General features: G+C 64.0%; 16 protein-coding genes and 1 pseudogene. 7 read left to right on the forward strand and 10 right to left on the reverse strand.

Annotated elements, in window-relative coordinates; genetic code table 11:
- Window positions 1-489: 489 nt before the first annotated feature.
- A pseudogene (locus tag CTR53_RS12285) lies at window positions 490-1,183 on the forward strand (Na/Pi cotransporter family protein); the annotation flags it as partial.
- A 222-nt stretch (window positions 1,184-1,405) separates the two neighbouring features.
- A complete protein-coding gene (locus CTR53_RS12290; RefSeq protein ID WP_290813826.1) occupies window positions 1,406-2,053 on the forward strand; it encodes a PhoU domain-containing protein in 648 nt (215 codons plus the stop codon).
- On the opposite strand, the gene CTR53_RS12295 is transcribed toward CTR53_RS12290, so the two are convergent.
- The 8 genes from CTR53_RS12295 to CTR53_RS12330 form a co-directional block, all read right to left on the reverse strand.
- Window positions 2,054-3,289 carry an MFS transporter gene (locus CTR53_RS12295; protein ID WP_290813575.1) on the reverse strand — a complete coding sequence of 412 codons (1,236 nt, stop codon included), beginning with the start codon at window positions 3,287-3,289 and terminating at the stop codon, window positions 2,054-2,056.
- Window positions 3,290-3,385: 96 nt separating this feature from the next.
- Window positions 3,386-3,715 carry a DHCW motif cupin fold protein gene (locus CTR53_RS12300; RefSeq protein ID WP_290813578.1) on the reverse strand — a complete coding sequence of 110 codons (330 nt, stop codon included), beginning with the start codon at window positions 3,713-3,715 and terminating at the stop codon, window positions 3,386-3,388.
- A gap of 89 nt (window positions 3,716-3,804) precedes the next feature.
- Complete coding sequence (locus CTR53_RS12305) at window positions 3,805-4,947, reverse strand: acyl-CoA dehydrogenase family protein (RefSeq protein ID WP_290813581.1); 1,143 nt, start codon at window positions 4,945-4,947, stop codon at window positions 3,805-3,807.
- A 6-nt stretch (window positions 4,948-4,953) separates the two neighbouring features.
- A complete protein-coding gene (locus CTR53_RS12310; protein WP_290813584.1) occupies window positions 4,954-5,502 on the reverse strand; it encodes a GNAT family protein in 549 nt (182 codons plus the stop codon).
- Window positions 5,499-7,457 (reverse strand): acetyl-CoA carboxylase biotin carboxylase subunit, encoded by a 1,959-nt coding sequence (locus CTR53_RS12315; RefSeq protein WP_290813587.1) that lies wholly within the window; start codon window positions 7,455-7,457, stop codon window positions 5,499-5,501. The genes CTR53_RS12310 and CTR53_RS12315 overlap by 4 nt, the downstream gene beginning before the upstream one ends.
- A 140-nt stretch (window positions 7,458-7,597) precedes the next feature.
- Complete coding sequence (locus CTR53_RS12320; RefSeq protein WP_290813590.1) at window positions 7,598-8,755, reverse strand: acyl-CoA dehydrogenase family protein; 1,158 nt, start codon at window positions 8,753-8,755, stop codon at window positions 7,598-7,600.
- Between the two features lie 90 nt (window positions 8,756-8,845).
- Window positions 8,846-10,465: an acyl-CoA carboxylase subunit beta gene (locus tag CTR53_RS12325; protein ID WP_290813593.1), complete on the reverse strand. Its 1,620-nt coding sequence runs from the start codon at window positions 10,463-10,465 to the stop codon at window positions 8,846-8,848.
- A 2-nt stretch (window positions 10,466-10,467) separates the two neighbouring features.
- Complete coding sequence (locus tag CTR53_RS12330; RefSeq protein ID WP_290813596.1) at window positions 10,468-11,340, reverse strand: SDR family oxidoreductase; 873 nt, start codon at window positions 11,338-11,340, stop codon at window positions 10,468-10,470.
- Between the two features lie 174 nt (window positions 11,341-11,514).
- On the opposite strand from CTR53_RS12330, the gene CTR53_RS12335 reads away from it, so the two are divergent.
- Window positions 11,515-11,805: an SCP2 sterol-binding domain-containing protein gene (locus CTR53_RS12335; protein WP_290813599.1), complete on the forward strand. Its 291-nt coding sequence runs from the start codon at window positions 11,515-11,517 to the stop codon at window positions 11,803-11,805.
- A gap of 65 nt (window positions 11,806-11,870) precedes the next feature.
- Here CTR53_RS12335 and CTR53_RS12340 read toward each other — a convergent pair whose 3' ends face one another.
- The gene (locus tag CTR53_RS12340) at window positions 11,871-12,656 is read right to left on the reverse strand and encodes an FTR1 family protein (RefSeq protein ID WP_290813602.1); all 786 of its coding nucleotides are present in this window, start codon (window positions 12,654-12,656) and stop codon (window positions 11,871-11,873) included.
- A gap of 333 nt (window positions 12,657-12,989) precedes the next feature.
- On the opposite strand from CTR53_RS12340, the gene fabI reads away from it, so the two are divergent.
- Window positions 12,990-13,832, forward strand: coding sequence for an enoyl-ACP reductase FabI (gene fabI / locus CTR53_RS12345; protein ID WP_290813605.1), 843 nt, complete (start codon window positions 12,990-12,992; stop codon window positions 13,830-13,832).
- A 9-nt stretch (window positions 13,833-13,841) separates the two neighbouring features.
- Window positions 13,842-14,951, forward strand: a complete 1,110-nt coding sequence (aroC, locus tag CTR53_RS12350) for a chorismate synthase (protein ID WP_290813608.1) — start codon at window positions 13,842-13,844, stop codon at window positions 14,949-14,951.
- 148 nt (window positions 14,952-15,099) lie between these two features.
- Here aroC and CTR53_RS12355 read toward each other — a convergent pair whose 3' ends face one another.
- Complete coding sequence (locus tag CTR53_RS12355; protein ID WP_290813611.1) at window positions 15,100-15,519, reverse strand: four-helix bundle copper-binding protein; 420 nt, start codon at window positions 15,517-15,519, stop codon at window positions 15,100-15,102.
- 100 nt (window positions 15,520-15,619) lie between these two features.
- Between CTR53_RS12355 and CTR53_RS12360 the strand changes: the two genes are divergently transcribed.
- The gene (locus tag CTR53_RS12360) at window positions 15,620-16,237 is read left to right on the forward strand and encodes a peroxidase-related enzyme (protein ID WP_290813614.1); all 618 of its coding nucleotides are present in this window, start codon (window positions 15,620-15,622) and stop codon (window positions 16,235-16,237) included.
- Window positions 16,238-16,377: 140 nt separating this feature from the next.
- Window positions 16,378-17,127: a phosphatase PAP2 family protein gene (locus CTR53_RS12365; protein WP_290813617.1), complete on the forward strand. Its 750-nt coding sequence runs from the start codon at window positions 16,378-16,380 to the stop codon at window positions 17,125-17,127.
- The last annotated feature ends 27 nt before the right edge of the window (window positions 17,128-17,154 follow it).

The raw sequence follows: 17,154 nt of genomic DNA on the forward strand, positions 1-17,154 counted from the left end.
CGCCTACTCCAGAAGCCTAGCGGCGACCCTGTCCCGGACAGGCAACAAAAGTCTTTGCAAAAACTGGCTTCCCAGCCAGGCGGCTGGCCGCTTCGCCTTATTCCGGCCAAAGCTCCGGCCTACCCTATGTTCAAACTGAAACCGCGCAGCGGATCACCGCTGACTGCACGGTGTTCATTTTATGCTGCACGCGACACCCCTTTAGCGGGATTTAAAGGACTTGGGCTTTATGTCATATAGGTGTAATGAATCTGTAACAATCCTGATTTCCCGTAAAGGCTTCAAATAAATGGCTGTTTTCCGCGATCCAGATCCAGACCCCGACGGCATCCTGGACACTTCCCTGCCCCCCGCCAGCCTGATGACGGCGCGCCATGACCGGGGGGCGGCAGAATGATTTCCGCAAACGCTGGCGCGACCGAACTGCTTCTCCATCTCGTGGCCGGTGTGGCCCTGCTGCTCTGGGGCGTGCGCATGGTGCGCACCGGCATGACCCGGGCCTTCGGCGCCGCCCTGCGCCGCTATCTCGGCCGCGCGATGCGCAACCGCTTCCAGGCTTTCCTCGCCGGCATCGGCGTCACTGCCCTGCTGCANNGCCGTGCTGCTCGGCGCCGGCATCGGCACGTCGATCACCGCACAATATCTCTCGCTCGACCTGCACTGGCTCGGGCCGCTTTGCATCATCGTCGGCGTCATCGGCTTCTTCGCCTCCGAAAGCGGCATGCCGCGCCATGTCGGCCGGCTCGGCATCGGCATCGGCCTGATGCTGCTGTCGCTCGAAATGATCATCGGTGCCAGCGCGCCCCTGCGCGATGCGCCGGGCCTGGCCGCCATCCTGCTGCCGCTGGAACGCGAACCGATTCTCGGCGTGCTGCTGTTTGCGCTGCTCACCTGGCTCAGCCATGCCAGCCTCGCCACCGTGCTGCTGGCGGCTTCGCTGGCCAAGGCCGGCACCGTCGATCCGACCCTCGCCGTGGCGCTGGTGATCGGCGCCAATCTCGGCACCGCGATTTCGCCGCTGGTGGCCAGCACCGGCCAGCCGCCGGCCGCGCGCCGCGCCCAGCTGGCCAACCTGATCACCCGCGTGATCGCCACGCTGGCCGTGCTGCCCTTCATTTCGCAGCTGCCGCACTGGCTGGCTTACGCGGGCGAAGACGGCGCACGCATGGCGGTGAATGCCCACACCGCCTACAACATCGCGATTGCCGTGGCTTTCCTGCCTTTCGTCACGCTGCTCGACAAGCTGGCCCGGCGCCTGATGCCCGATCTGCCGACGCTCGAATCCGGCGGCAAGCCGCGCTATCTCGACAATTCGGCGCTCGATACGCCGACGGTCGCGCTCGCCGCTGCCGCACGCGAGACGCTGCGGCTCAGCGATGCCGTCGCCCGCATGCTGGACGACACCATGACGGTGTTCACCAAGGACGATTCCAAGCTGGCCAAGACGGTGGAAAAGGCCGACGACGAAGTCGACGGGCTGTACGAGGCGATCAAGCTGTACCTCACCGAACTCAGCAAACATGGCCTGGATGAATCGGAGAGTCGGCGTTATGTCGACGTGCTCACCTTCACCACCAACCTGGAGCATATCGGCGACATCATCGACAAGAACCTGATGGAGCTGGCGCAGAAGAAGATCAGGAACAAGCTGGCCTTCTCGAAGGAAGGCCTGGCCGAACTGACCGACTTCCACCATCGCGTCGCCGCCAACCTGCAGATGGCCTGCAACCTGTTCATGTCGGGCGACGTGAAGATGGCGCGCCAGCTGCTGCAGGAAAAAGCCGAGCTGCGGCTGGCCGAACAGCGCGCCGCCGAGAGCCACTATGAGCGCATCCGCGCCGGCCGCGCCGAAAGCATCGAGACCAGCGCGATCCATCTCGACCTGATCCGCGATCTCAAGCGCGTCAACAGCCACCTGACGGCGGTGGCCTATCCCATCCTGGAACAGGCCGGCGAACTGACCGCAACGCGGCTGCGCGCCGACGAACGGCTGGACCGCAGTTCTGAGAAGGACGCCGCCGCGGCGCGCAACGGCAGCGCCCGCATGGCGTGATTATGCGGGCGTCGCAGCGATGCGGCGCCTGCTGCCTGCCAGGCGATGCAGCAGCCAGGCAGCGATCAGGATATTCATCATGTTGAAGGCGATGCCGTTCAGCAGCGCCGCTTGGTACGACCCGGTGAAATCGTAGATCTTGCCTGACATCCAGCCGCCCAGCGCCATGCCGGCCAGCGTGGCGGAAATCGCCAGGCTGACGCGCAGGCCGGCCTGCGCAGCGGGAAACAGCTCGCGGATGATGAAGGCGTAGCTCGGCACGATGCCACCCTGCACCAGGCCGAAAACGGCGGAAATGACGTAGAGCGACATCAGTCCGTCGAAGGGCAGATAGAGCGCCAGTGCCAGCATCTGCAGGGTGGACCCCAGCAGCAGTGTCTTCAATCCGCCGATCCTGTCGAGAATGTAACCGGAGGCCAGCCGGCTGATGATGCCGAAGCCCAGCATCAGCGACAGCATCTCCGCGCCGCGCGCCGGGCCGTATCCGAGATCGACGCAATAGGCCACGATATGCACCTGCGGCATTGACATGGCGACACAGCAGCCAAGTCCCATCACTAGGATAGCGCCCTGCAGCAGATTGGGGTGCAGGCCGAGCGGACGCGCCATGCCCGACTGCGCCGTGGCGGCCGGTGCGGATTGCACAGGCGGCCGACGGCGCAGCAGCAGGCTGAGCGGCAGCAGAGTAATGAGGCAGAAGACACCGACGTGGAAATGCGTATCGCGCCAGCCATGGCCCGAGATGAAATATTCCAGCACCGGCGGCCAGATCGTGCCGGCGACATAGTTGCCGGCGGCACAGAGCGAGATGGCCAGTCCGCGCCGGCGATCGAACCACATCGAGGTATCGGCCAGCAGCGGCGCGAAGAAGGCCGCGCTGCCCATGAAGCCCATCAGACCACAGATCGCGGCAAAGACCCAGAAGCTTGGCGCCTGCGAGGCCAGCATGTAGCCGGCCGACATGGTGATCGTGGCGAGCACGACCGGAAAAATGATACCGCGCTTGTCGGCCATGCGACCGGCGATGATGCTGCCGAAGACGAAACCGATCATGGTCAGCGTGTAGGGCAGCGCGGCTTCGGCGCGCGCCACGCCGAAGTCGGCCTGGACCGCAGGCACCACCAGAACCGGCGACCACATGCCGACTCCGCCGATGGTGCCGATCACAATGGCGGTGATCAGACGCAGCCAGGCATAGGGCGATTCGACACGGCTTTCAGCAAAGGCCTGGGCCATGTGGATTTCCTCCGGGTGGGCGATTGGCGGGTGGCGGATCTTTATCGTTATGCGGAGCAGTCTAGCCGCAGCAGGAGCCGACCGGCAATTACCTCGTCAGTCCACGATGAACAGCTTGGCGCCAGTGACAGTGCGCGAGCGATGCGGCTCCGCATTGTCGGCGACCTGATACGACTGTCCGGCCTTCATCACGAATTCGCGGCCGTCTTCGAGTTCAGTGACCAGTTCGCCCTCGAGGACGAAAAGGATATGTCCCTTCACGCACCAGTGGTCGGCCAGATAGCCCGGCGTGTAGTCGACGCGGCGCACGCGGATGCCGCCGAAATTCTGTGTGCGCCAGGTGGCGCTGCCGGTCTCACCCTTGTGCTGGGTCGGCGCGATGGTCGACCAGTCGGTGGTGCCGAAGGGAATGTCGGACATCTGCATGGGGAAGCGCTCCGGAAACTGAAGCCCCGCTTCTAGGCCGGAATTTCACGCGAAGCCAGTGCGGAATTGTCGGGGGACAATATACCCTGTTACCACCCCAGCTGACGGCTCGCCAGATCCTTCATGATCTCTTCGGCGCCGCCGCCGATGGTGTTGACCTTCACTTCACGGTAGATGCGCTCGACACGCAGCCCCCGCATGAAACCGGCGCCGCCGAAAATCTGCACGGCTTCTGAGGCGCAGAAGGCCATCGTCTGTGTCGCCTGATTCTTCAGCATGCACAATTCGGCGACCGGGTTTTCGCCGTTGTCCAATGCCCATGCTATGCGCTCCAGAAACGCCTGGCTCGCTTCGATGCGCTGCGCCATGTCGACCAGCTTGTGGCGGATCACCTGGTGCCGGATCAGAGGCTTGCCGAAGGTCTCGCGCTGCTTCGCATAGTCCAGCGCGTCTTCGTAAGCCACCCGGGCGAAGCCGATGGCGCCGGCCGACAGCCCGAGCCGCTCATCATTGAAGTTGAGCATGATGCCCATGAAGCCGCGATTCTCCGGCCCGATCAGGTTCTCGGCCGGCACGCGGCAATCATCAAAGTGGAGCGTCGCGGTGTCCGAAGCCCACCAGCCCATTTTCTTCAGCGGCGTGCGCGTGAAGCCGGGCGCGTCGCGCTCGATCAGCAGCAGCGAAATCCCGCCCATGCCGGCATCACCGGTGCGCACTGCCACGGTGTAGTAATCGGCGCGCATGCCGGATGTAATAAACGTCTTCTCGCCGCGCACCACATAGTGGTCGTCGTCCAGCTTCGCGGTGGTCTTGAGATTCGCCACATCCGAGCCGCCACCGGGTTCGGTGATGGCGAGCGCGGAAATCTTCTCGCCGCTGAGCACGCCGGGCAGCACTTTGTCTTTCAGATATTGCGAGCCCAATTTGGCAATCGGCGGACAACCTATGGTGTGGCTCATCAGCGAAGCCGCCACGCCGCCCGATCCGGCGCGCGCTAGTTCCTGGCCGGCGATGATGGCGTAGAAGCGGTCGGCGGCAATCCCGCCATGGCTTTCCGGGAAATTCAGCTGCAACAGGCCGATGTCCGCGGCCTTTTTGTAAAGCTCGCGCGGGAATTCGCCGGCTTCATCCCACCGGTCGGCGAAGGGCGTGATCTCTTTCGCCACGAAACGGCGCAGCTGGTCGCGAAAGGCCTCGTGATCGGCCGTGTAATAGGGCGAGGTGCCGAGCATGCTTGATCAGCCTCTCGAGGGCGGCCGCAGCCGCGCCATCATGATGATGTCGTCATACTGCCCGTCGATCTTGCGGGCGCGGGATTTGATGCCCTCCGTGACGAAGCCGAATCTGCGATACAGCTTCACGGCGCTTTCGTTGCTGGCATAGACCTGCAGTTCGACCCGCTCGATGCCGACACGGCCGGCCGTGTCGAACACCGATTGCAGCATCTCGCGGCCGAGCCCCTTGCCACGATGCGGTGCATCCAGCCCCATGCCGACGGTGCCAACATGCGAGAAGCCGACGCGATGCTCGGTCTGCGGCAGCACATGGATGTTGCACCAGCCGACCACCAGGCCGCTGCCATCGACGGCGACGATGAAGGGCAGGCCACGCTGCAGCATCGCCTTGATGTAGAATTTCACCTCCTGCAGGGGCGGCGCCGCGGTGAAGGCGAGATAGCGCCGCTCCGCCGCGACGCGATCAAGGCAGGCGCGATAGCCCTCGGCATCGGCCTCGGTGATCGCACGCAGTGTGGCGCGCGTCTGATCAGAGTTGGGGGCTTCGCTCATGATGCGTTCGCCGGCGTGAGTGCGGCGAGTAGCTGCCGCGCCGCCACCTGATCGCCGACCTTGACCGGCAGGGCCTCGATGGTGGCATCGACACGCGCCACCATTTCATGCTGCATCTTCATCGCTTCCATCACGACGAGGCGCTGGCCCTTTTGCACCTGATCGCCGGCAGCCGCCAGCACGGCGACGATCTTGCCATTCATCGGCGCGCGCAGTTCGCGCTCGGCCGCACCCTCGGCTTCAGCCGGCGGCGCCCAGGTCAAATCGCGGCAGGCGAGATCGGCCGCACCGCTGGAAAGATGCAGCTCGTCGCCGGCAAAAGCATAGACGACATCGCGTTCGATGCCGCCGGCTGTGACGCGCAGGCGGGTGTCGCCGCGCGAAGTCACTGTGTAATCCGCGTCATTGATGCGGTAGCGATCCTTGCCGAGGACAGTGACCGCCAGTTTCGCGCTACCCTCGCCGATACCGAGTTTCACCGGCCAGGCCAGGCTGCCGTTGGACGACCAGGCATCGGCCGGATCATGGCCGAACTGCGTCGCACCGCGTTCGAACCACAGGAGCGCCGCAATGGCCTGCAAGGCGGCATCGGCAACCGGCGTGGCGGGCGACGCGAAATACTGCGGGATGAAGGCCGTCGTGGCCTTACCGGCTGCAAACTCCTTATGAGAAAGCAGCTCGATCAGGAAGCCGCGATTGGTGCTGATGCCGAGCGCGGCGGTCTGTTCCAGCGCGGCGATCAGGCGACGGCGCGCCTCCTCGCGGGTGCCGCCATGGGCAATCAGCTTGGCAATCATCGGATCGTAAAACGGCGTGATCTGCTGGTCGCGTGCATGCAGGCCGTGATCGACGCGAATGCCGGCCGGCGGCGACCAGAGAGCAAGCTGCCCCGATTGCGGCAGGAAATTCTGCGCCGGCGCCTCGGCATAGAGCCGCACCTCGATGGCATGGCCATCCAGCCGTACATCGTCCTGCGTCAGCGGCAGTGCCTCGCCGGCGGCGACGCGGATCTGCAGCGCCACCAGATCGAGGCCGGTGATCGCTTCCGTCACCGGATGCTCGACCTGCAGGCGGGTGTTCATCTCCAGGAAATAGAAGTCTTTGCCATTGGCGTCGAGCAGGAATTCCACCGTGCCGGCGCCGATATAGGAAATGGCTTTCGCGGCTGCGACGGCCGCCACACCCATCTGCGCGCGCAGATCGGCATTCACTGCCGGCGAAGGCGCTTCCTCAATCACCTTCTGGTGCCGGCGTTGCACGGAACAGTCGCGCTCACCGAGATGGATGCAGTTGCCGTGGCTGTCGGCAAACACCTGGATCTCGATATGGCGGCCGTTGACGACGGCTTTCTCCAGGATCAGCTCGCCGGAGCCAAAGGCATTCTCGGCCTCATGACGTGCCGTGCGGATCGCATCGCCGAGATCGGCGGCAGTGTGTACCAGCCGCATACCGCGCCCGCCGCCGCCGGCCGCAGCCTTCACCATCACCGGCAGACCGATCTGCTCGGATTCCCTGGCGAGCGTTACATCCGATTGGTCGCTACCCTGATAGCCCGGTACGCAGGGCACGCCGGCAGCGATCATGCGCTGCTTGGCCGCCGCTTTGTTGCCCATCGCGGCAATCGCCGAGGCCGGCGGGCCGATGAATATGAGACCGGCATCCGCGCAGGCTTTGGCGAAGTCCGCATTCTCCGACAGGAAGCCGTAACCCGGATGCACCGCATCGGCGCTGGTAGCTTTGGCGGCTGCAATCACCGCGTCGATATTCAGATAGCTCTGCTTCGCCTCCGCCGGACCGATACAGATGGCGCGGTCTGCCTGCTGCGCATGCAACGCGCCGGCATCGGCCTCGGAATACACCGCTACCGTCTTGTAGCCGAGCGCCTGTGCGCTGCGGATCACCCGGCAGGCAATCTCGCCGCGATTGGCCACTAGGATGGTGGTGAAGCCCGGCATTATTCCACAATTCCACAACTGTCATGGCCGGACTTGTTCCGGCCATCCACGCCTTTGATACCGTCGTTCAAACGCAAGACGTGGATGCCCGGGACAAGCCCGGGCATGACAGCTTTCTGTTGAACCGCGCCCACTATGCCTTACTTCTTCTTGCCCGGCAGGATGCCCATGTATTTCGAGATGATGCCGAGCATCACTTCATCGGCACCGCCGCCGATCGAAGCGAGGCGGCTGTCGCGATAGGCGCGACTGATCGACGTTTCGTTCATGAAGCCCATGCCGCCGAAATACTGCAGGCAGGCATCGGTGATCTCGCGCGCCAGACGGCCGGCCTTCAGCTTGGCCATCGAGGCCAGCATGGTGACATCCTCGCCCTTCAGCATCAGGTCGGCGGCGCGATAGCTGATCGAGCGCAGCAGTTCGACCTCGGTGCGCAATTCGGCCATGCGGAAATGCACCACCTGATTGTCGAGGATCGATTGCCCGAAGGCCTTGCGCTGCCGGGTATACTCGATGGTCTCGTCGATATGGCGGTCGAAGGCCATCAGCGAGGAGAAAGCGCACCACAGCCGCTCCTCCTGGAACTGCTGCATCTGGTAGACGAAGCCGTGGCCTTCCTGGCCGATCAGATAGCGCTGCGGGATGCGCACGTCGTCGAGATAGACCTGCGCGGTATCCGAACTGCGCATACCCATCTTGTCGAGCTTGCGCGCAATCTGCACGCCTTTGGTCTTCATCGGCAGGCAGAGCAGCGACTTGTTCTGATGGATCGGGCCTTCGCCGGTATTGGCGAGCAGGCACATCCAGTCGGCCTGGGTGCCGTTGGTGGTCCACATCTTGCCGCCGTTGATGACATAGTCGCCGCCGTCTTTCCGCGCGGTCGTCTTGATGCCGGCCACATCCGAGCCGGCGCCGACTTCCGACACGCCGAGGCAGACCACTTGGTCGCCGGCAATCGCGGGGCTGAGGAATTCCTTGCGCAGCTCATCCGAACCGAAACGGGCGAGCGCCGGCGTGCCCATATCGGTCTGCACGCCGAGGCCCATCGGCACGCCGCCGCAGTTGATATGGCCGAGCGCCTCGATCATCACCATCTGGTAGGAGTAATCGAGGCCGAGGCCACCATATTCCGTGGGCTTGTTGATGCCGAGGAAGCCGAGGTTGCCCATTTTCTTGAACAGGTCATGCGCCGGGAAGATGCCGTCGCGTTCCCAGTCCTCGACATGCGGGTTGATCTCGGTGTCGATGAACTTGATCAGGTTGCGGCGCAGGCCTTCATGTTCCTGGGTGAATTCCATTTTTTCCTCCCTCTGTCGTCATACCCGGGCTTGACCCGGGCATCCCATTCAATGGGACCCGCGGGTCAGGCCCGCGGGTGACAATGAAACCTACATCCTCGCAATCCCGAACGCGTTTTGCTTGGTCACCCGTGCATCGGCTTCACGGCATACAGACAAACACATGGCCAGCACGCGACGGCTGTCGCGCGGATCGATCAACCCGTCATCCCACAGCCGCGCGGTGGCGAAGTACGCCGTGCTTTCTGCTTCCATCTTGGCGACGACTTTCGCCTTCATCTTCTCCAGCGCGGCCATGTCGGGTTCGGCGCCGGCGCGGCGGAATTTCTCTTCCGCCACGATGCCGAGCACGCCGGCAGCCTGTTCCGGCCCCATCACGGCGATGCGGTTGTTGGGCCAGGCGAAAATGAAGCGCGGATCGTAGGCGCGACCGCACATGCCGTAATTGCCGGCGCCGAAACTGGCGCCTATATGCAGCGTGAGTTTCGGCACCCGCGCATTGGTCACCGCCTGGATCATCTTCGAGCCATGCTTGACGATACCGCCGCGCTCGGCCTCCTTGCCCACCATGTAACCGGTGGTGTTCTGCAGGAAGACCAGCGGCATGTCGGCCTGGTCGCAGAGCTGGATGAACTGCGCGGCTTTCACCGCGCCTTCGGTGTCTATAGGCCCGTTGTTGCCGATCAGGCCGACGGCCTCGCCCTCGATGCTCGCCTGCGCGCAGACCGTGTGTGACCCATATAGCGCCTTGAAATCGGTCAGGTCGCTAGCGTCAGTCAGCCGCGCCATCACCTCGCGCACGTCGTAAGGCTTGCGATAGTCGACCGGCACGATGCCGCAGAGCTCGTCGATGTCGTATGCGGGGGCAGACCAGCTTTTCTTCTGCAGCTGCGGACCGCGCGCGTTCCACGGCAGGCGCTGCAGAATCTCGCGCGCGAGGCGCAACCCGTCGGCGTCGTCTTCGGCCATGAATTCGGCGACGCCCGAGACCGTCGTATGCATCTCGGCGCCGCCGAGTTCTTCATCGGTGGCGATTTCGCCGGTGGCGGATTTCAGCAGCGGCGGCCCGGCGAGGAAAATCTTGGCACGGCCTTTGACGACCACGACATAGTCGCTCATGCCCGGGATATAGGCGCCGCCCGCCGTGCTGGAGCCGTGCACGACTGTTATCTGCGGGATGCCGGCCGCCGACATGCGCGCCTGGTTGGCGAAGCCGCGTCCGCCATCGACAAAAATCTCGGCCTGGTAATTCAGGTTGGCGCCGCCGGATTCGACCAGGTTCACCACCGGCAGCTTGTTGCGGAAGGCGATCTCCTGCGCGCGCAAGGATTTGCGCAACCCCATCGGCGCAATGGTGCCGCCCTTGATACCGGAATCGGATGCCGTGACCATGCAACGGATGCCGGCAATCGAACCGATGCCGGCGATGAAGCCGCCACCCATGATGTTTTCGCCACCGTCATCGTCGTGCATCCGGTAGCCGCAGAGCGTCGAGATCTCCAGAAACAGCGCACCGCGATCCAGCAGATGCGCCAGACGATCCCGCGGGCTGAGCTGGCCGCGCTTCTCAAATACCGGACGGCGCGCATTCGAGGTGTCGCGCACGCGCTGTTCGAGCGCGCGGAAACCTTCCACCAGCGCCAGCATATCCGCGCGGTTCTGCCGATATGCGTCCGAGCCGGTGTCGATCTGCGACCGCCAGATGGCCACGTTTATTCCTCCAGCACTTTCGGCGAGACCGCGCGATGGAAACCGTCGAAGGGCTTCGGCGCATTATCGTGTTTCGGCAGCGGATAGTGCCGGCGCGCATTCGGTACGGCGGCATCGACACGAAGCGTTGTGCCGCTGATGAAGCTTGCCGCCGGCGACAGCAGGAAGACGATGGCAGCAGAAACTTCCGCCTCGTTGCCGAGCCGCCGCATCGGCACATGATTGCGCATGTCGCGAATCAGCGGCTTCATCCAGTCGGGATAGGTGTCCATACCCGAGGACGCGATCCAGCCCGGCGCCACCGCATTGACGCGCACGCCCGACACGCCCCATTCGGTGGCGGCTGTTTCAGTGAAATTGACCATGCCGGCGCGCGCCGCGCCCGAATGGCCCATATTCGGCATGCCCATCCACATATCAGCGACGATATTGACGATGCAGCCGCCATGGTCGGCCATCCACTGCGTGTAACATTCGCGCGCCACCAGGAAGCCGCCGGTGAGGTTGTTGCGCACCACCGCATCCCAGCCCTTCTGCGAGGTCTGGGCCAGCGGCGCCGGGAACTGCCCGCCGGCGTTGTTGACCAGTCCGTCGATGCGGCCGAAGCGTTGCAGCGCCGCTTTCACGGTTTCGGCGACGCGCTCTTCCTCGCGGATATCGCAGGAGAGGCACTCGACCTCCGCACCCGGATTGTCGGACTGCAATTCTGTTGCCACGGCCTGCAGCTTCTCAAGCTTGCGGCCGACCAGCACCAGCTTTGCGCCCAGCCGGGAAAGTTCGTGTGCCGTGCAACGGCCGATACCGGAGCCGCCGCCGGTGACGATCACCACCTGGCCGGCAAAAAGCGCATCGCGGAAGACCGAGCGATAGGGCATCGGACCGTTTCTCTCCCTGCGCAGCTATGATGAGGGTCGCTGCGGAATTTTTATCGTTCAGGAACGCTACTTGACGCTAACGTAAGCGTCAATATAGGGTGCAAAAAACCCGCATGACACCTGACCTTACGTCAATTCGTCATGTTGCCGCCGACTATGAACCGGGAGCCCGAGATGTCGCTCGAACAGATCACCCAGCAGATGAGCCAGCGTGTGAAGCCCGGCGCGATCGACGCCACGGTGAAGTTCGATTTCGGCGATGACGGCATTGTCTTCGTCGACGGTCCGGCTGGCACGGTCAGCAACGACGACAACGACGCCGACTGCACCATCACCATCTCGATGAGCAACTTCACGGCGCTGGCCAGCGGCGACCTCGATCCCACCACGGCCTTCATGATGGGCAAGCTGAAGGTGAAGGGCAGCATGGGCGTGGCGATGAAGCTGCAGTCGATCCTCGGCTGAGCCGCAGCCGGTTCGAACAGGTATCGAAAAGCCGGGTGACGCCAACATCACCCGGCTTTTTGCGTTCAGGTCGGCTGTTGCCGGAGATTGCGGTTCTGCAGTGTCGCGAACAGCGCGGCGGCAAGCAGCAGCAGCACCTGCAGGCCGATGGCCTGGATGGACGGATTGACACCTGCCTGCACCGCCCAGGCGGGCAGGTCGACATAGTCATATGGCACCCAGCCGATTTCCTGGAATTCCTGCAATGCACCGCCGATGAAGCTCAGGCCGAGCAGGAACAGGATGACTGAGGTGACCGAGAAGACCGGCCGCAGCGGCAGCCGCAACGCCAGCTTCGTCATCGCCAGATAGATCAGGATCAGCAGCAGTGCGGCCGCCGCCAGGCCGAGCGGCATGCCGGACAGGTCGGCTTCCGCACCCGCCGCCACAGCATGCAGGAACAGGATCGTCTCGGCGCCTTCGCGAAAGACGGCGAGAAAAGCGATGCAGGCCAGCAGCCAGGGCCCGTCAGCCTGCAGCGCGCGGTCGGCATGGTGCTGAAGATGGCGCTGCCAGCCGGCCGGATCGCGACGCAGCCAGAGCCAGCCGCTGACATACAGCAGCAGCGCGGCCGCCACCGCCATCACCACCGCCTCGGTCAGATCGTCATGCGCACCGCCGAAATAGCGGTAGAAAATCCACGCCGCCGCCAGGCTGGCGAGCAGGGCAGCCAGACTGCCCCAGAACAGCGCGCTGCGCCGGTGACCTTCGCCGGCACGCTGCAGGAAGGCCGACAGGGCGGCGATTACCAGCAGGGCTTCCAGCCCTTCGCGCAGCAGGATGAAAAACGATTCGACAGCGACCGACAGCATGGCAACGGCCCTCCTTGGTTTTGGGCGGGGCGCGGCCAACGCTATTGCGAGTCGTTTTCAACAGCAAGGCCGCTGCAGGTGACATAACGCCGCGCCTGGCGCGGATTTCCGATATCCGGCAGTTCGGCGGCCTGGCCCCGCGGCAGACCGGCCTGCCCGCGGACGCCATGCGCCAGCGGCCGGGGCCGACCCTCACCCCCAACGGCCCTGACGGCACCGCTGAAAATCTCACAAGCCATTGTTAATAAAAGGGTTATCGGCCTTGGCGGGGGCAGCCCTTTCGGTTACTCTCCCGGCCCAGTCTCTACCGCCCTTTTCGTTTCCGAGGATTTCATGTCGCAACCGCAACCGCTCATGCACGGCAAGCGTGGCCTGATCATGGGCGTCGCCAATGACCGTTCGCTGGCCTGGGGCATCGCCAAGGCGCTGCACGACCATGGCGCGGAACTCGCCTTCACCTACCAGGGCGAGGCACTGGAAAAGCGCGTGAAGCCGCTGGCCGCCACCATCGGCGCCGAGCATGTGCTGGAATGCGACGTCACCAATGCCGCCTCGATCGACAGCACCTTTGAGACGCTGGGCAAGGCCTGGGGCAAGATGGACTTCCTGGTCCATGCCATCGGCTTTTCCGACAAGAACGAGCTGAAGGGCCGCTATCTCGATACCAGCGCGGAAAACTTCGCGCTGACCATGAATGTCAGCTGCTACAGCTTCACCGCCGTGATGCAGCGCGCCGAGAAGCTGATGACCGATGGCGGCGCGGCCGTCACGCTCACCTATTACGGCGCCGAGCGCGTGATGCCGCATTACAATGTGATGGGCGTCGCCAAGGCAGCACTTGAAGCCAGCGTGCGCTATCTCGCCGTCGATCTCGGCAAGAAGGGCATCCGCGTCAACGCCATTTCCGCTGGCCCGATCAAGACGCTGGCCGCCAGCGGCATCGGCGACTTCCGCTATATCCTGAAATGGAACGAGCTGAACGCGCCGCTGCGCCGCAACGTCAGCATCGAACAGGTCGGCGGCGCCGGTCTCTATCTGCTCAGCGATCTGGGCTCCGGCGTCACCGGCGAGACGCATCATGTCGACAGCGGCTATCATGCCGTAGGCATGGTGGCGACCGACCAGTCGCAGCAGGTCGCCGAACTGCTGCTGTCACTCGGCAAGAAGGCCGAGTAAGCAGGCCCAATGTCAGACAACAGCTTCGGACGGCTCTTTCGCGTCACCACCTGGGGTGAGAGTCACGGTCCGGCGCTGGGCTGCGTGATCGACGGCGCACCGCCGCGCGTGCCGCTGACCGAAGCCGATATCCAGGACTGGATGGACAAGCGCAAGCCCGGCACCTCGCGGTTCGTGACACAGCGCCGGGAACCCGACAGCGTGAAGATTCTGTCCGGTACCTTCGAGGGCCTGACCACTGGCACGCCGATCATGCTGATGATCGAGAATGTCGACCAGCGCTCGAAGGACTACGGCGAGATCAAGGACAAGTTCCGTCCCGGCCATGCCGACTTCACCTACTGGAGCAAATACGGCATCCGCGACTATCGCGGCGGCGGGCGTTCGTCCGCGCGCGAAACCGCGTCGCGTGTCGCCGCTGGCGTCGTGGCGCGGCAGGTGCTGAAGACGCTGATTGGCCCGCAGGTGCAGTTGCGCGGCGCGCTGGTGCAGATCGGCGAAAAGACCATCGACGGCACGACCTGGAACTGGGACAGCGTGACGCAGAATCCCTTCTGGTGCCCCGATCCGAAAATGGCGCTGGAATGGGAAGACTATCTGGATGGCATCCGCAAGGCGGGCTCGTCGGTTGGCGCGGTCGTCGAACTGCGCGCCAGCGGCATTCCGGCCGGGCTGGGCGAACCGATCTACGGCAAACTCGATGCCGAACTCGCGGCGGCGATGATGAGCATCAATGCCGTGAAGGGTGTCGAGATCGGCGCCGGCTTCGCCTCGGCGCGGCTGAGCGGCGAGCAGAATGCCGACGAGATGCGGCTTGCCGACGGCGCACCGGAATTCACCTCGAACCAGGCCGGCGGTATCCTCGGCGGCATTTCGACCGGGCAGGAGATCGTTGTGCGCTTCGCGGTGAAGCCGACGTCCTCCATTCTCAATCCGCGCGCCACGATTGACCGCTTCGGTGGCGAGACCGAGATCATGACCAAGGGTCGCCATGACCCCTGCGTCGGTATCCGTGCCGTGCCGGTCGGCGAAGCCATGCTGGCGCTGGTGCTGGCCGACCAGCTGCTGCGCCATCGCGGCCAGGTCGGCGGCTTCAAGAGCGGCTTCGACGCGCGCTAGGCGCGCGCGGTCGCCTTCCATTCACACCCCAGTGTGTCATGGCCGGGCTTGACCCGGCCATCCACGCCTTTGTCTCCGCGGCTCGAAAAGTAAGACGTGGATGCCCGGATCAAGTCCGGGCATGACAAACAAGTAAAAGCCAAAAAAGCTACTGCATCATCGGCGAGGCGAGGTCACCCATTGTGTGGCACGACATCTCGCAACGACGGCAGGCCTCGGCGCAGATCGCGCAATGGTCGTGCATCTCGGCATGGCTCTCGCACTCTTCGGCACAGACGCGGCAGGCTTCGGCGCAGGCGGCCAGCAGCACACGCAGCGTGGTGATGTTGCTGCCGGTACGGCGCGTCGCGACTTTCGCCACCGTGTCGCAGATATCAGCGCAGTCGAGATCGAGCCGGATGCATTGCTTGAGATGATGCGCCTCGTCTTCCGCCAGGCAGGCATCGGCACAGGCGATGCAGGTCTGCGCGCAGTCGAAACAGGCTTCGATACAGTCAATCAGTATCTGGTCGGCCTGAATGTCACCGTCCACTTCGGGATGGGTCCGGATCATCATCTGGGTATGCATGGCCCCTCTCCATATTTCACGCTGGGCGCTCAACCCCGGAGTCTGGGACTTTGTTCCAGCGGCGCTTAGCCCTAATCTCAGGGCAACCCAGGAGGACATCATGGCCAAGAGCAAGCCAAAAACCGCCCAGAAATCCGCTACCAAAAAGGCATCTAAGCCGCATGCCCTGAAGATTCCGGTGCCGCCGCGCGAAAAACTCGACCCGGCGACCCAGGCCTATTTCGCCAAATGCGACGAGAAGATCGGCTTCGTGCCCAACGTGCTGCTGAGTTACAGCTTCGATGCGAAGAAGCTGCGCGGCTTCACCGAGATGTATAACGAGCTGATGCTCGGCGAGTCGGGCCTGAGCAAGCTCGAACGCGAGATGATCGCGGTGGCGGTCAGCAGCATCAACCACTGCTTCTACTGCCTGACCGCGCATGGCGCGGCCGTACGCCAGATCTCGGGCGACCCCAAGCTGGGCGAGCAGATGGTGATGAACTACCGCGTCGCCGACCTGACGCCGAAAATGCGCGCGGCGCTGGATTTCGCCGCCAAGCTGACCGAGAGCCCGGACAAAATCGTGGAAGGCGACCGCGAGGCTTTGCGCAAGGCCGGCTGGAGCGACAAGGACATCTGGGACATCGCGTCGACGGCGAGCTTCTTCAACATGAGCAATCGCATGGCCGCCGCCATCGAGATGAACCCGAACGACGAGTATCACGGCGCGTTCCGGTGACGGTTTGACCGGGCATTAATATTAAAACTGTCATGGCCGGGCTTGTCCCTGCCATCCACGTCTTAAGGGAAGGCGTGGATTCTCGGGACAAGCCCGAGAATGACAATTATTTCTATGGTCGGACGTTAACGTAACTGATCATGCTCGCACTCCTCTCCCGCCTCTTCACCCGCCTCGGCAAGTTCGAACTGCCGCTGCTGGTGCTGCCCGGCATCGCTGCCGCGGGCGTCTGGGGTTTCGTCGCGCTGGTCGACGAGGTGCTGGACGGCGAGATCCACGACATCGATGGCCGCCTGCTGCTCGCGTTACGCAATGCACGGGATATTTCCGATCCGCTCGGGCCGCGCTGGTTCGAGGAGCTGATGCGCGACATCACCGCCTTTGGCGGTACCGGGCCGCTCACTTTCATCACGCTGGCCGGCATAGTTTACCTGCTGCTGCGCCGCCGTCTGCGCACCGCACTATTCCTGTTCGCCGCCATCGCCGGCGGGCAGCTGCTGTCGTCGCTGCTGAAACTCGGCTTCGACCGGCCACGACCGGATCTGGTCCCGCATGGCGCGAGCGTCTACACCGCCAGCTTCCCGAGCGGCCATGCGATGATGACCGCCATCGTTTACCTCACGCTCGCGGCACTTCTGGCGCGCAGTGAAAGCCGGCGCCGCATCAAGACCTTCCTGCTGCTGCTGGCCGCGACGGTGACGCTGCTGGTCGGCATCAGCCGCGTCTACCTCGGCGTACACTGGCCGAGCGACGTGCTGGGCGGCTGGATGATCGGCAGTGCCTGGGCGGCGGGCTGCTGGACGCTGGTCGTGCTGCTGCAGCGCCAGGGCGAACTGGAAGGCGAGGCCGCGCCCGCGCGCGAAGATCACGCGCCTGACGATCGGGCCTGAGACAGTCGCGACAGTTCAGTCGGGCGC

Origin of the sequence: Ferrovibrio sp. (genome assembly GCF_002796975.1) — a bacterium.
Lineage (GTDB): Bacteria > Pseudomonadota > Alphaproteobacteria > Ferrovibrionales > Ferrovibrionaceae > Ferrovibrio.

Coding starts and splice junctions, on each gene's coding strand:
- CTR53_RS12315 (WP_290813587.1), bottom strand. CDS start 7,457: ATGCCGGGCTTCACCACCATCCTAGTGGCCAATCGCGGCGAGATTGCC.
- CTR53_RS12295 (WP_290813575.1), bottom strand. CDS start 3,289: ATGGCCCAGGCCTTTGCTGAAAGCCGTGTCGAATCGCCCTATGCCTGG.
- aroC (WP_290813608.1), top strand. CDS start 13,842: ATGTCAGACAACAGCTTCGGACGGCTCTTTCGCGTCACCACCTGGGGT.
- CTR53_RS12310 (WP_290813584.1), bottom strand. CDS start 5,502: ATGAGCGAAGCCCCCAACTCTGATCAGACGCGCGCCACACTGCGTGCG.
- CTR53_RS12360 (WP_290813614.1), top strand. CDS start 15,620: ATGGCCAAGAGCAAGCCAAAAACCGCCCAGAAATCCGCTACCAAAAAG.
- CTR53_RS12330 (WP_290813596.1), bottom strand. CDS start 11,340: ATGCCCTATCGCTCGGTCTTCCGCGATGCGCTTTTTGCCGGCCAGGTG.
- CTR53_RS12320 (WP_290813590.1), bottom strand. CDS start 8,755: ATGGAATTCACCCAGGAACATGAAGGCCTGCGCCGCAACCTGATCAAG.
- CTR53_RS12365 (WP_290813617.1), top strand. CDS start 16,378: ATGCTCGCACTCCTCTCCCGCCTCTTCACCCGCCTCGGCAAGTTCGAA.
- CTR53_RS12340 (WP_290813602.1), bottom strand. CDS start 12,656: ATGCTGTCGGTCGCTGTCGAATCGTTTTTCATCCTGCTGCGCGAAGGG.
- CTR53_RS12355 (WP_290813611.1), bottom strand. CDS start 15,519: ATGCATACCCAGATGATGATCCGGACCCATCCCGAAGTGGACGGTGAC.
- CTR53_RS12305 (WP_290813581.1), bottom strand. CDS start 4,947: ATGCTCGGCACCTCGCCCTATTACACGGCCGATCACGAGGCCTTTCGC.
- fabI (WP_290813605.1), top strand. CDS start 12,990: ATGTCGCAACCGCAACCGCTCATGCACGGCAAGCGTGGCCTGATCATG.
- CTR53_RS12300 (WP_290813578.1), bottom strand. CDS start 3,715: ATGCAGATGTCCGACATTCCCTTCGGCACCACCGACTGGTCGACCATC.
- CTR53_RS12290 (WP_290813826.1), top strand. CDS start 1,406: ATGACGGTGTTCACCAAGGACGATTCCAAGCTGGCCAAGACGGTGGAA.
- CTR53_RS12335 (WP_290813599.1), top strand. CDS start 11,515: ATGTCGCTCGAACAGATCACCCAGCAGATGAGCCAGCGTGTGAAGCCC.